This is a genomic window from Micromonospora tarensis, from assembly GCF_016803395.1.
GTDB classification, from domain to species: Bacteria; Actinomycetota; Actinomycetes; order Mycobacteriales; family Micromonosporaceae; genus Micromonospora; species Micromonospora tarensis.
This window is the reverse complement of sequence record NZ_JAEVHL010000022.1, coordinates 1-13,549: the sequence shown is the minus strand read 5'-3', so window position 1 is coordinate 13,549 and position 13,549 is coordinate 1. Positions and strand designations below refer to the sequence as shown.

Sequence of the window (13,549 nt, the reverse complement as noted above, 5' to 3'; positions counted from 1 at the left end):
CACCCTTTGAGGTCACTCGCATGTCCGATGCGTTCATTGTCTGCTCGAACCTCTCCTTCTCCTGGCCGGACGACACCCCGGTCTTCTCGGAGCTGTCCTTCACAGTGCCGGGCGGTCGCACCGGCCTGGTCGCGCCCAACGGCGCCGGCAAGAGCACCCTGCTGCGGCTGATCGCCGGGGAGCTGCGGCCCAGCGGCGGCAGCGTCACCGTCGACGGCCTGCTCGGCTACCTCCCGCAGACGCTGCCGCTGGCCGGCGACCTGAGCGTGGCGCGGGTGCTCGGCGTCGCCGAGCGGATCGCGGCGCTGCACGCCATCGAGGCCGGCGACGCCAGCGAGGAACACTTCGCCACCATCGGCGACGACTGGGACATCGAGGAGCGCACCCGCGCCGAGCTGGACCGGCTCGGCCTGGGTGAGCTGTCGCTCGACCGCCCGCTGCACACCCTCAGCGGCGGCCAGGTGGTCTCCCTCGGCCTGGCGGCGCAGCTGCTCCGCCGCCCGGACGTGCTGCTGCTCGACGAGCCGACAAACAACCTGGACCTGGCAGCCCGGCACAAGCTCTACGACGTCCTCACCGACTTCACCGGGTGCCTGCTGCTGGTCAGCCACGACCGGGAGCTGCTGGACCGAATGGACCGGATCGCCGAGCTGGAGCGCGGCGAGATCCGCTGGTACAAGGGCAACTTCACCGCGTACACCGAGGCGGTGCAGGCGGCGCGGGAGGTGGCCGAGAGCAACCTGCGCAACGCCGAGCAGGAGGTCAAGCGGGAGAAGCGGGAGATGCAGCAGGCCCGGGAGCGGGCCGACCGGCGGGCCAGCAACGCCGCCAAGAACCTGAAGAACGCCGGCCTGGCCCGGATCGTGGCCGGCGGTCTCAAGCGCAGCGCCCAGGAGTCGGCGGGCAAGGCGCAGGAGACGCACGCCGGCCGGCTCGGTCAGGCCAAGGCCCGACTCGACGAGGCCGGGCGGGCGGTACGCGACGAGGACCGGATCACCGTCGACCTGCCGGACACCACCGTCCCAGGTGGGCGCACTGTCTTCTCCGGCCAGGGGATGCGGGCCGCTTCGACGGCCGGGAGCTGTTCGGCGGCGACGGCGCGGACCTGGTGATCCGGGGGCCGGAGCGGATCGCGCTCACCGGGGCGAACGGCGTCGGCAAGTCGACCCTGCTGCGCCTGGTCAACGGCGACCTGGACCCGGCCGGCGGCGAGATCCGGCGGGCCGACGGACGGATCGCGTACCTGTCGCAGCGGCTGGACCTGCTGGACCTGGACCGCACGGTGGCGGAGAACTTCACCGCGTACGCGCCGAACCTGCCGGACGCCAAGCGGATGAACCTGCTCGCCCGGTTCCTGTTCCGGGGCGCCCGGGTCAACCTGCCGGTCGGGGTGCTCTCCGGCGGTGAGCGGCTGCGCGCCACCCTCGCCTGCGTGCTCTGCGCCGAGCCGGCGCCGCAACTGCTGCTGCTCGACGAGCCGACCAACAACCTGGATCTGGTCAGCGTGGCCCAGTTGGAGAGTGCGCTGTCCGCGTACCAGGGGGCGTTCGTGGTGGTCAGCCACGACGAACGGTTCCTCGCCGAGATCGGCGTGCAGCGCTGGTTGCGGTTGGCCGACGGCCAGCTGCGGGAGATCAGCGCCCCCGAGCGGGGCTGAGCCCGACGGCGTCCTCGGCCCGGTCGGTCGGACACCGGCCGGCGAGGCCCGGTCAGCTCGCACCGACCGGGCCGTGGCCGGTGTCAGCTCACATTGGCCGGGCCGAGGACGCTCTTCAGGTCGCCCATCAGCGCGGTCGTCGCGGCCACCCGGAACGGGCCCAGCCGCAGGGTGGTGGTGCGCCCGCCGTTCTGCAACTTGACGTGCACCTCGGTGTCGCCGGGGTGCAGCACCAGAGTCTCCTTGAGTCGTTCCACAAGCGGCGGCGTGCACCGGTGCACCGGGATGGTGAGGGTGACCGGCTTGTTGGTGGCGCTGGTGCTGACGTCCGGCATGGACATGTCCATCGCCATGATCCGTGGGGTGTCGTCACGGCGGTCCACCCGCCCCTTGACCACCACGATGGCGTCCTCGGCGATGTACTGCCCGATCACCTCGTAGGTGTTGGGGAAGAACAGCGTCTCCACCCCACCGGCCAGGTCCTCCAGGGTGGCCGACGCCCAGGCCCGGCCCTGCTTGGTGACCCGGCGCTGCACCCCGGAGAGGATGCCGGCGAGGGTGACCACCGCCCCGTCGGGCACCGCGCCCTCCTCGGCCAGCGCGGCGATTGTGGTGTCGGCCGCCGCGTTGAGGATGTGTTCCAGGCCGAACAGCGGATGGTCGGAGACGTACAGGCCGAGCATCTCCCGCTCGAAGGCCAGCTTGTCCCGCTTGTCCCACTCGCTGTCACCGATGACCGGCATCACAGTGGTGCTGCCGGTGTCGGCGTCACCGAAGCCGGCACCGAAGAGGTCGTACTGACCGACCGCCTCCTTGCGCTTGACGTCGGCGTACGCGTCGATCGCGTCGGCGTGCACCGCGAGCAGGCCCTTGCGGGGGTGCTCCATCGAGTCGAACGCGCCCGCCTTGATCAGCGATTCGATTGTCTTCTTGTTGCAGACCACCGCCTCCACCTTGGACAGGAAGTCGTAGAAGTCGGTGTAGTCGCCCTTCTCCTCCCGACACCGCATGATCGAGGCGACCACGTTCGCGCCGACGTTGCGGACGGCGGCCAGGCCGAACCGGATGTCCTTGCCGACCGGCGTGAACGGCCCGGCCGAGGTGTTCACGTCCGGCGGCAGCACCTGGATGCGCATCCGGCGACACTCGGCCAGGTAGAGCGCCATCTTGTCCTTGTCGTCACCGACGCTGGTCAGCAGCCCCGCCATGTACTCGGCCGGGTAGTGCGCCTTCAGGTAGGCGGTCCAGTAGGAGACCAGGCCGTACGCGGCGGAGTGCGCCTTGTTGAACGCGTAGCCGGCGAACGGCACCAGGACGTCCCACACCGCCTGGATCGCCTCGTCGGAGTAGCCGCGCTCGCGGCAGCCGTCCCGGAACGGGATGAACTCCTTGTCGAGGATCTCCTTCTTCTTCTTACCCATCGCCCGGCGCAGCAGGTCCGCCTGACCGAGGGTGTAACCGGCGAGGATCTGCGCGGCGCGCTGCACCTGCTCCTGGTAGACGATCAGACCGTGGGTGGGGGCCAGGATCTCCCGCAGCGGCTCCTCCAGCTCCGGGTGGATCGGGGTGATCTCCTGGAGACCGTTCTTGCGCAGCGCGTAGTTGGTGTGCGAGTCGACGCCCATCGGGCCGGGCCGGTACAGCGCCAGGACGGCGGAGATGTCCTCGAAGTTGTCCGGCTTCATCAACCGCAGCAGCGACCGCATCGGCCCACCGTCGAGCTGGAACACGCCCAGGGTGTCGCCACGGGCCAACAGCTCGTACGCGGCCTTGTCGTCCAGCGGCAGGGCCAGCAGGTCGAGTTTTTTGCCGTGGTTCAGCTCGATGTTCTTGACCGCGTCGTCGATGATCGTCAGGTTGCGCAGGCCGAGGAAGTCCATCTTCAACAGCCCGAGCGACTCGCACGTCGGGTAGTCGAACTGCGTGATGATCGCCCCGTCGGCGTCGCGGCGCATCAACGGGATGTGCTCGATGATCGGCTCGGCGGACATGATGACGCCGGCGGCGTGCACACCGGTCTGCCGGATCAGCCCCTCGATGCCCTTGGCCGTGTCGATCACCTTGCGGACGTCCGGGTCGGAGTCGTACAGGCCGCGGATCTCGCCCGCCTCGGCGTAGCGGGGGTGCTTGGCGTCGAAGATGCCGGTGAGCGGGATGTCCTTGCCCATCACCGCGGGCGGCATCGCCTTGGTGATCCGGTCGCCGACCGCGTACGGGAAACCGAGGACCCGGGCCGAGTCCTTGATCGCGGCCTTCGCCTTGATCGTGCCGAAGGTGGCGATCTGGGCGACCTTGTCCTCACCCCACTTGTCGGTGACGTACTTGATCACCTCACCGCGCCGGCGCTCGTCGAAGTCGATGTCGACATCCGGCATCGAGACCCGCTCGGGGTTGAGGAACCGCTCGAAGATCAGGCCGTGCTGGATCGGGTCGAGGTCGGTGATGCCCAGCGCGTACGCCACCAGCGAGCCGGCGGCCGAACCACGGCCCGGACCCACCGCGATGCCCTGGTTCTTCGCCCACTGGATGAAGTCGGCGACCACCAGGAAGTAGGACGGAAAGCCCATCTGGTTGATGACGCCCAGCTCGTACTCCGCCTGCACGACGTGCCCCTCGGGGATGCCGTTCGGGTAGCGGCGGGCCAGCCCGGCGAACGTCTCCTTGCGGAACCAGGACTCCTCGGTCTCGCCGTCGGGCACCGGGAAACGCGGCATCAGGTTGTGGAACTCGAACATGCCCTTCGGGTCGACCTTCTCGGCCACCAGCAGGGTGTTGCGGCAGCCCTGCTGCCACAGCTCGGACGAGTCCACCGCGCGCATCTGGTCGGCGCTCTTGATGAAGTAACCGCCGCCCTCGAACCGGAACCGGTTGGGGTCGTCGATGTTGCTGCCGGTCTGCACGCAGAGCAGCACGTCGTGGGCGGTGGCCTGGGCCTCGTGGGTGTAGTGCGAGTCGTTGGTGACCACCGGCGGGATGTCCAGCTTGCGGGCGATCTCGGTGAGCCCCTCGCGGACCCGGCTCTCGATGGAGAGCCCGTGATCCATGATCTCGAGGAAGTAGTTCTCCTTGCCGAAGATGTCCTGGTAGCTGGCGGCGACCTTGAGGGCCTCGTCGAACTGCCCCAGCCGCAGCCGGGTCTGCACCGCGCCCGACGGGCAGCCGGTGGTGGCCATGATCCCCTCGGCGTGCTCGGCGATCAGCTCCATGTCCATCCGGGGCCACTTGACGTAGTGCCCCTCCATGGAGGCGCGCGAGTTGAGGGTGAAGAGGTTCTTCAGGCCCTGCGCGTTCTTCGCCCACATGGTCTTGTGGGTGATCGCGCCGTTACCGGAGATGTCGTCGCTCTTCTGCTCCGGGCGACCCCACTTGACCCGTGCCTTGTGATAGCGCGACTCCGGCGCCACGTACGCCTCGACGCCCAGGATCGGGGTGATCCCGGCGGCCATCGCCTGGTTGTAGAAGTCGTTCGCGCCGTGCATGTTGCCGTGGTCGGTGATCGCCACAGCGGGCATGCCGAGCCGCTTGGCCTCGGCGAACAGGTCCTTCAGTCGGGCCGCTCCGTCGAGCATCGAGTACTCGGTGTGCACGTGCAGATGCGCGAACGAATCAGCCATGCCTGGCGCCCCCCGGCGGTGTGGATCTTGTTGGTCCGAGTCGACCGGGACCTACCCTACCGAGGTGATCTCGACGGCTCCACCGTCCGCGCCGACGGCCGTGGCCCTCGTCTCCGCAACGCCGCCAGGTGCGCCTAGTCTCGGAGGATGGCGAGGTACTACGACGTCCACCCGGAGAACCCGCAGCCCCGGACCATCGGCCAGGTCGCCGACCTGATCCGCGGCGGTGGTCTGGTGGCCTACCCGACCGACTCCTGCTACGCGCTCGGCGTCCAGCTGGGCAACCAGGACGGGCTGGACCGGATCCGTCAGATCCGTCACCTCGACGACCGGCACCACTTCACCCTGGTCTGCCGGGACTTCGCCCAGCTCGGTCAGTTCGTCCAGATCAGCAACTCGGTCTTCCGCCTGGTGAAGGCGTCCACCCCGGGCAGCTACACCTTCATCCTGCCGGCCACCCGGGAGGTGCCGCGCCGGATGCTGCACCCGCGCAAACGCACCGTCGGCGTGCGGGTGCCCCGGCACACCGTCACCCAGGCGCTGCTGGCCGAGCTGGCCGAGCCACTGGTGTCCAGCACCCTGGTCCTGCCCGGCGACGACGAGCCGATGACCCAGGGCTGGGAGATCAAGGAACGGCTCGACCACCAGCTCGACGCGGTGCTCGACGCCGGCGACTGCGGTAGGGACCCAACGACAGTGATCGACCTGTCCGGGCCGGAGCCGGAGATCCTGCGCCGGGGCGCCGGAGACGTGTCCCGCTTCGAGTAGCGGTTCGCGTCGGGTGCCGGACGGTACCGGGGCGCACCGGCCCGGCGGGTCGTACGCTCGGGGATCGGCACCGGCGAGCATTGGACATCCGGCATGCCGACGCGGACGACATCGACGCCCTGGCCCGGTCCGCCGCGCGCGGCGACCCGGCGGCGCTGGACACCCTGCTGGTCGCGGTCCGCCCGCAGGTGCTGCGGCTGTGCGCCCGGTTCCTGCCGAACCGGGAGGACGCCGAGGAGGCCTGCCAGGACACCCTGCTGGCGCTGGCCCACGGCATCGGTCGATTCGAGGGTCGCTCCTCGTTCCGCACCTGGTTGCACCGGTTGGCCGCCAACCGGGCCCGCTCCACGTACCGGACGCTGCGCCGGCGCTGCCGGCTGGAGGCCGGCGGCGTGCCGGTGCCCGACCAGGCCGACCCACGACGCACGAGCGTGGTCGCCGGCACCCGCCTCGACCTGCTCGACGCCTTCGACTCGGTGCACCCCGACCTCGCCGAGGTGGTGGCCCTGCGCGACGTCCTCGGGCTGAGCTATCCCGAGATCGCCACCCTGCTCGACCTGCCGGTGGGCACCGTGAAGTCCCGGCTGCACCTGGCCCGACGCCAGGTCCGCCAACGACTCGGCGTCGAATGAGCCGCGCACCGTCGCACCGGGTCGTGGTCATCCTCGCGGCCATCGTGGGGGTCGCCGGGTGCGGCACCGACGCCGTCTCGCCGCTGCCCGTCCAACCGGCCGGCCCGACCCGTTCGACGCCGACCCCCTCCGCGATCTCCTCGACCTCCCCGATCCCCGCGTCCACCGGGTCGCCGTCGCGACCGCCGACGACCAGCGCGCGCCCGGTCGCGGCACCGCCCACACCCACCAGGACCAGGGCTACGCCCCGACCGACTCCCCCGCCGACCGACGCGACACCGGCCTGCCAGGGTGCGGTCCGCTACGATTTGCCGCTCGCCGAGACCGAGATCGAGCTGCTGACATCGCTCTGCTTCGCCACCGGTGCGGTGCTGCGGATCCAGGGCATCGGGCCGGGGCTCGTCACCGTGGACCGCCCGGAGTTGGTCTCCCAGCACTATGAGGCGGGCGTGGTGGACATCCGCTTCGTCCGCCCCGGCACCGTCGCCGTGACGATCCCCAAGGAGGGCCGGGAGCACACCATCACCGTGGTGGTTCGCTAGTCCGCCGGTTTCCCGTCGGGCCGGCGTCAGGATGCCACCGAGGCCGGGGCCGAACCCCGCCGGTTGCGGAGGAGTTCGGCGACCACCACCCCGGACAGCACCAGGGCGGCGACGACGCCCAGCGCGAGACCGGACAGGTGCGCCGCGAACGGCGCCAGGATGATCGTGGCAGCCACGCCGAGGACGTGGGACAGCGGCACCGGCCCGTAGACCTCGTGTTCCAGGACCGCGCGCCCACAGAGGAAGAGCCCGGCGCCACCCAGAATGAGCGCCGTCATGACACTGCCGGGGTGTTGCCCGGGCGCCGCAATGATCCGCTCGACGCCGGCGGCCGTGCTCACCACACCGGCCACCATCAACCAGTGGGCGTACGGGTTGGTCTGCACCAGCCGGGCCCGGTGGGGTGACGCCTCGATGGCGGCGCGAAGGGTTGCCCCCGCTCCCCCGGCATAGCTCCACCAGAGCACCACTGCCGTCAGGAACGCGGTGCCGAAGGCGGCTATCCGGTCCGGGGTGAAGGGCTGATGGCTCAGACTGAGAACACTGACCAGGACGAGTTCACCCAGGGTGAGGGTGTAGATCTGCTGGTACCGCTCGGCGAGGTGCTCCGGCGTCACCTGGTACTGCGGCAGAGCCGCTCGACCGGGGACGGGGAAGCGGAATCCGAACCCGATGTAGTCCACGGCCAGCGCGGCGAGCCACACGCTGAGCCTCAACCCGGGGTCGGCCAGCAGAGCGCCGACCACCCAGAGGACCCCCGCGATGAGGGACCAGACCAGGGCGCGGATGGAGCGCTCCTGCCCCTGCCGACCGCGCAGTGACCGGATGAGCACCAGCCCCCGGCCCAGGTTGATCGCGGCCCAGGTCCCGCCGAACACCAGCCCGTGATCGTGGAAGGCAGTCGGGAGCGCGGCGGACATCAGCATGATGCCGAACATGATGGCCAGGATCAGGTAGGAGATCGGCCTCTTCCGCGGACTGTAGGTGTCGGTGATCAGCGTCGTGGTCACCCACACCGCCCAAAGCGTCGACAGGGCGAGCAACGCCTGGGCGATGCCGGTCCAGGTCTGTTCGGCCGCCATCTTCTGCGACGTCAGGGTCAGGCTGGCGATGAAGGCGAGGTCGAAGAACAGCTCCAGCAGGTCCGCCCGTTGGGGGCCGGTCCCGGGACGGGTCAGCGGCGGACGCGGCCCGCCGGTCACCGGCACCCGCCCGCGCCGGTCCGACCCCAGCGGCGGCGAACCGTGCAGCGGGCGACGAGAGCAGCTCGACAACACGTCTCCGCCACGGTGACAGCTTCACATCCGAGAGCCCGCCACCGGGCCGGTTCGCTCGCAGCCGTCACCGCACCCGCACACCGGCGAGCAGGCTGTCCACGAACTCGGGCCCGGCGTCGGCCGGTGGCGTGATCTGCACGTACACCAGGGCAGGCGGGTCGGGGTGCCGGCCGACCGACTCGACGATCTCCGGCCGACCCTGGTCGCAGCGGTACGCCACCACGATCCACTCGACGCCCGCCTGCGAGCTGGTCCGAGGCGGGGCGGGCAGGCAGTCGCCGTGCGTGCGCTCGGCCAGGAACCCGGCGGGCGTGGTGCGTGCCGCCGTGCTGCCGGAGAGGCCCACGAACGCTCCCGGCAGGCGCGGGTCGGCGGCCCACCGGCGGGGTTGCGGTGACATCACCAGCGCCGGTTCGGGTTCGCCGTCGGCACCGTACTGACCGGCCCAGGTGGCACCCGTGGCGGACCAGCCGGGCGGCAACGCCACTGTCAGTGACCCGGTCGTGTACGTGCCGCCGACCGGCCGAGCCGACCCGGCGCCGCCACTCGGCTCGGCGCCCACCGCACCCACCGCGGCGACGGTCATGACCGCGGCCCCGGCCAGCCCCAACCGGTACGGGCGGCGGGCCCCTGCCCGAGGTGACGGCTGCTGCCGTACGGGACCGGTCGCCGCAGCCAGCCCCGCCGGCCCGCTCGCGCGGCTCAACGCGGTGTGCAGGGTCGCGGCGTCGGGGTAGCGGTCCGCCGGGCGGTGGGCGGTCGCCCGGGCGAGCACCGCCGCGACCGCCGAAGGAACGCCGTCCCGCAGTCGGATCTCCGGGGCGGGCCGAGGCGGATCCGGTCTGGTCGGGTTCGCGCTCGACGGGTTGGCGGCCAGCAGTCGGATGCCAAGCCGGCCAAGCCCGTACACGTCGGCGCGGGTGTCGATGACCGCCCCCGGATCGTCCTGTTCGGGGGCCATGTAACCCGGGGTGCCGGCCCGGGCGGTCAGCCCAGAGGCGGCGGCGAGCGCCTTGGCGAGGCCGAGGTCGGCGATCAGCACCTGTTCCGCCCCGCCGGGGCCGGCCGAGCGGAACAGGATGTTGCCCGGGGTGAGATCGCGGTGCACGACGCCGTGCCGGTGCAGCACGCGACCCCGGCGCAGACCTCACCGAGCAGCCGTAGCGCCGTCGGCGCGGGGATCTCGCCGGCGGCCAGCCGGTCTCGCAGGCTGCCCCCGTCCGCCCAGGCCAGCACCGCGTACGGTCGGCTGTCCGGTAGCTCGCCGACGGCGTGCACCCGGATCAGCCGCTCGTGCTCCAGTCGGCGCAGCAACCGGGCCTCGTCGAGGAAGCGTTCACGGACCCGCAGGTCGTGGCTCCAGTTCTCGGCCAGCACCTTGATCGCCACGTGCGTGTCGAGCGCCCGGTCGTAGCCGAGCCAGACCGTCGCGAACGAGCCGACGCCGAGCAGTCGCTCGATCGCGTAGGGCCCGATCCGCAGTGGAGCCGTCACCGTGTCACCCCCGGCCAGCACGGTCGTTCGGCGTTTCTCTGCACCATAGACCGGGTCGGTCGGAATCCCGACGAACCGTTGGCCCCGGCGCGGTGACTAAGAGGGCAGGAGACCCATCACCGAAGGAGCCACCATGAACCGTCCCTCGATCCTGCTCACCACCGCCGCGCTGGTGCTCGGCACGCTCGTCCCGGCGACCGTCGCCGGCCCGGCGGCGGCAGCATCCCTGAGCGGCGCGCCGCGCCCGCCTCGGCGCACGGTCCGTCCGCCGCCGTCGGGCACCGCCACCCGCAGGTGCTCAGCGTCCGTGGCGCCGGCGTGTACCGCATCGGCGTCAGCCTGGCCGCGCTCACCAACGACGGGCACATCGACTGGACCGCCCCGGGCTGCGCCGGGGTGGTGCACGCCGGCGTGACCGGTTCCTGGGCCGGCGTGCTCCTGCTGGCCTTCCGCGACGGGCGCCTGGTGGAGGTCGGTACGGCCACCGCGCCGCCGCGCTCCCCCGCCGGGGCCTCGGTCGGCATGTCCTTCGACGATTTGGAGGCGATCTACGGGTCGCGGGGTGCGTTGATCCGCAACGACGCGGGGACCGCCGAGGCGTACCTGGTCCGGTTCGGTTCGCGGGTGGAGCTGTTCACCGGGCACCCGATCCGGCCGGGTGTGGGCTACTTCCAGGTCGGTCCGGCCAGCTTCGTCGAGCGGAACTTCCGGCAGGGCAGGGCCTGCTGAGCACGGCCCAGGGCGGGGCGTCCGGTGTCGACCGGGCGCCCCGTTCGCGCGTCCCGCGCCAGACACGATGTTATAGCCGTGGACAATGCTGTGTAACACACAGTATGGTGTGACACATGGTTAGCGAGGACGTTCTACGGACGCACCTACAGGAGTTGCGTCGAGGCACCGTCGTGGTGGCCAGCCTGGTCGCGCTGCGTCGACCGGACTACGGCTACGCACTGCTGCAACGGCTCACCGACCACGGCTTTCCGGTCGACGCCAACACCCTCTACCCGCTGCTGCGCCGCCTGGAGGACCAGGGCCTGCTGACCAGCGAGTGGAACACCGAGGAGAGCCGACCGCGCAAGTTCTACCGGACCAGCGACGAGGGCGAGTCGATGCTGAGCCGACTGCTGGCCGACCTCGCCGCCGTACAGACCTCTCTCACCGGGCTGATCCAAGGAGTGGACCGATGAACACCCTCACTGACCGCTATCTCGCCGCTACCCTGCGCTCGGTTCCCACCCAGCGCCGCGACGAGATCGCCACTGAGCTGCGCGCCTCCATCGAGGACATGATCGAGGGGCACACCGACGACGGCGCGGACCCGGCCGCCGCCGAGCGGGCGGTGCTCACCGAGCTGGGCAACCCTGACGTGCTGGCCGCCCGGTACGCCGACCGCCGGCTACAGCTCATCGGCCCGACCTACTACCTGGTCTGGTTGCGGCTGCTGAAGCTGCTGCTCAGCTTCATCCCGGCGCTCGTCGGCACGATCGTCGCCATCGTCGAAGCCGTCGAGGGGAAGGGCTTCGGGGCGATCGGGCCCGGCGTCGTCGTCGCCCTGCACGTGACAGTGCACATCGCCTTCTGGCTCACCCTGACCTTCGTCATCATCGAGCGGTCCCAACCGACCATGGACCTACCCGAGTGGACGGTCGACCAGCTGCCCGACGCGCCGGTGCGCCGGGGCATCCCCCTCGCCGACACCATCGCATCGGTGATCATGCTGCTGCTGACCATCGCGTACCTGCCGTTGCAGCACTACCACTCCTGGGTCGACGGCACCGACGGCGAGAACATCCCGCTGCTCGACCCGGCTCTCTGGTCGTTCTGGCTGCCGGCGCTGATCGTGGTGCTGATCGCCAGCGTGATCTTCGAGCTGGTCAAGTACCGGATCGGCCGCTGGACCTGGCAGCTGTTCGGCCTCAAGGCGCTGCTCAGCCTGGCGTTCGGGCTGCCGCTGGTGTGGCTGGCGCTCACCGACCGACTGCTCAACCCGGCCCTGGCCGAGCGGCTGGGCTGGCTGGCCGAGGCGGACAACCGGGACGCCCTCGGGCTGGCCATCGCGCTGGGTACGGTCGCGGTCGTGATCTGGGACCTGATCGACACCGCCCGCAAGACCCGGCAGCAGACGACGGCGTGAGCGGATCTGCCAGCCGGGCGGCCCGGCGCGTACCCCGCGCCGGCGCCGCCCGTCGACCTGACCGCCCACCAGCGCCGCCCGCTTGGCGGATCTGGTGGGCGGCGTGGCATCGTTCCCGGATGACAGTGGCACCGCGAGAGGAATGGCGTCGCCCGGGCCCCACCGCGGAACAGCGCCGGATCGACCTCTGGATCGGTCTCGGGATGACCGGGCTGGCGCTGGTCAGTCTCACCCTGGCCCGCAGCACCGGCGCGTTCCTGCTGGGTCCGCCGCCGTCCGGGCCCGAGCAGTTGCTCTGGACCGTCGCGGTGACGCTGCCGCTGATCTGGCGGCGGCGGTGGCCGGCGGCGACCCTGCTGGTCATCGCGGTGGTGTTCATCGCCGCGCAGGCACGATCGGCCCCCGAGACCCAGTTCTCCTCCTGGGCGCTGTTCTGTGCCCTCTACACCGTCGGCGCCTGGAGCCAGGACCACCGGATGGCCCGCCGGCTGCGCATCGGCGTGATCGCCACGATGTTCGCCTGGTTGGGGCTCTACTACGCGGTGATGATCGACCACATCCCGCCCGGCGCCTTCGCCGACGCGGTCGGGCCAGTGCCACCGGTGCTCGCCGCGATGGTCAACGGTGTGCTGCTCAATGTGCTGGTCTTCGGTTTCGCGTACTTCTTCGGCGAGACCGCGTGGGTGGCGGCTCGGCGCGAGGACGAGCTGCGCGCACAGGCCGAGGACCTGCGCCGGTCGCAGGCCGAGGCCCGGGACCGGGCGGTGCTCGGCGAACGGGTCCGGATCGCCCGGGAGCTGCACGACGTGGTCGCCCACCACGTCTCGGTGATGGGGGTGCAGGCGTCCGCCTGCCGCCGGGTGTTCGACCGTGACCCGGCCAAGGCCCGCACCGCCCTCACCGCCATCGAGCAGAGCGCCCGCACCGCCGTCGACGAGCTGCGCCGGATGCTCGGCGTGCTGCGCACCTCCGCCGACGCCGAGGCCGCGCCGGCGACCCGTGGTGGCGCCGGCGTCGAGCGGGTCGGCGAGCTGGTCGAGCGGGCTCGGGCCGCCGGGCTGACGGCCACCCTCGGGGTGTACGGCGAGCCGGTCCCGCTCCCCGACTCGGTCTCCCAGGCGGCCTACCGGGTGATTCAGGAGGCGGTGACCAACACCCTGAAGCACGCCGGCGCGGAGCTGTTGGACGTACGGGTCCGCTACCTGGCCCGGGAGGTGGAGGTCGACGTGACCGACGACGGACGGGCGGGCGGCCGGGTCGATGCGGTCGGGCTGGGTCTGATCGGCATGCGCGAACGGGTCACCGCGCACGACGGCGACCTGGAGGTCGGGCCGAGGGCGGGCGGCGGCTGGCGGGTACGCGCCCGCTTCCCGCGTGGCGGCCTCGGCGGAGCCGCCGGTCGGTGCGCTGCCGGGTCCGGGCGACGGGCAC

General features: G+C 71.3%; 9 protein-coding genes and 2 pseudogenes. 8 read left to right on the top strand and 3 right to left on the bottom strand.

Features of this window, described 5'->3' with window-relative positions; translation table 11 throughout:
• The first annotated feature begins 20 nt into the window (after nt 1-20).
• A pseudogene (abc-f, locus tag JM949_RS07875) lies at nt 21-1,657 on the top strand (ribosomal protection-like ABC-F family protein).
• A gap of 83 nt (nt 1,658-1,740) precedes the next feature.
• On the opposite strand, the gene dnaE reads toward abc-f, so the two are convergent.
• On the bottom strand, nt 1,741-5,271 hold the full coding sequence (gene dnaE / locus JM949_RS07870) for a DNA polymerase III subunit alpha (protein WP_203147775.1): 3,531 nt from the start codon (nt 5,269-5,271) through the stop codon (nt 1,741-1,743).
• 147 nt (nt 5,272-5,418) lie between these two features.
• On the opposite strand from dnaE, the gene JM949_RS07865 reads away from it, so the two are divergent.
• The 3 genes from JM949_RS07865 to JM949_RS07855 all read left to right on the top strand — a co-directional run bounded on the left by JM949_RS07865 (nt 5,419) and on the right by JM949_RS07855 (nt 7,213).
• A complete protein-coding gene (locus tag JM949_RS07865; protein WP_203147774.1) occupies nt 5,419-6,039 on the top strand; it encodes an L-threonylcarbamoyladenylate synthase in 621 nt (206 codons plus the stop codon).
• Between the two features lie 80 nt (nt 6,040-6,119).
• Nucleotides 6,120-6,671 carry an RNA polymerase sigma factor gene (locus tag JM949_RS07860; protein ID WP_238432767.1) on the top strand — a complete coding sequence of 184 codons (552 nt, stop codon included), beginning with the start codon at nt 6,120-6,122 and terminating at the stop codon, nt 6,669-6,671.
• On the top strand, nt 6,668-7,213 hold the full coding sequence (locus tag JM949_RS07855; RefSeq protein WP_203147773.1) for a hypothetical protein: 546 nt from the start codon (nt 6,668-6,670) through the stop codon (nt 7,211-7,213). The genes JM949_RS07860 and JM949_RS07855 overlap by 4 nt, the downstream gene beginning before the upstream one ends.
• 26 nt (nt 7,214-7,239) lie before the next feature.
• Here JM949_RS07855 and JM949_RS07850 read toward each other — a convergent pair whose 3' ends face one another.
• Nucleotides 7,240-8,415 (bottom strand): low temperature requirement protein A, encoded by a 1,176-nt coding sequence (locus tag JM949_RS07850; RefSeq protein WP_203147772.1) that lies wholly within the window; start codon nt 8,413-8,415, stop codon nt 7,240-7,242.
• A gap of 139 nt (nt 8,416-8,554) precedes the next feature.
• Nucleotides 8,555-9,984 (bottom strand): annotated as a pseudogene (locus tag JM949_RS07845) (protein kinase domain-containing protein).
• 294 nt (nt 9,985-10,278) lie between these two features.
• Between JM949_RS07845 and JM949_RS07840 the strand changes: the two are divergent.
• The 4 genes from JM949_RS07840 to JM949_RS07825 form a co-directional block, all read left to right on the top strand.
• Nucleotides 10,279-10,713, top strand: coding sequence for a hypothetical protein (locus JM949_RS07840; protein WP_238432765.1), 435 nt, complete (start codon nt 10,279-10,281; stop codon nt 10,711-10,713).
• Between the two features lie 116 nt (nt 10,714-10,829).
• Nucleotides 10,830-11,171, top strand: a complete 342-nt coding sequence (locus tag JM949_RS07835) for a PadR family transcriptional regulator (RefSeq protein ID WP_203147771.1) — start codon at nt 10,830-10,832, stop codon at nt 11,169-11,171.
• Nucleotides 11,168-12,118, top strand: a complete 951-nt coding sequence (locus JM949_RS07830; protein ID WP_203147770.1) for a permease prefix domain 1-containing protein — start codon at nt 11,168-11,170, stop codon at nt 12,116-12,118. Before JM949_RS07835 ends, JM949_RS07830 begins: the two co-directional genes overlap by 4 nt.
• Nucleotides 12,119-12,237: 119 nt before the next feature.
• The coding region (locus JM949_RS07825; RefSeq protein WP_203147769.1) for a sensor histidine kinase at nt 12,238-13,549 on the top strand (1,312 nt) is incomplete at its 3' end.

Excerpts from the sequence above, each read along its gene's own strand:
- dnaE (WP_203147775.1), bottom strand. The coding sequence starts at position 5,271 with ATGGCTGATTCGTTCGCGCATCTGCACGTGCACACCGAGTACTCGATG.
- JM949_RS07855 (WP_203147773.1), top strand. The coding sequence starts at position 6,668 with ATGAGCCGCGCACCGTCGCACCGGGTCGTGGTCATCCTCGCGGCCATC.
- JM949_RS07830 (WP_203147770.1), top strand. The coding sequence starts at position 11,168 with ATGAACACCCTCACTGACCGCTATCTCGCCGCTACCCTGCGCTCGGTT.
- JM949_RS07865 (WP_203147774.1), top strand. The coding sequence starts at position 5,419 with ATGGCGAGGTACTACGACGTCCACCCGGAGAACCCGCAGCCCCGGACC.
- JM949_RS07835 (WP_203147771.1), top strand. The coding sequence starts at position 10,830 with ATGGTTAGCGAGGACGTTCTACGGACGCACCTACAGGAGTTGCGTCGA.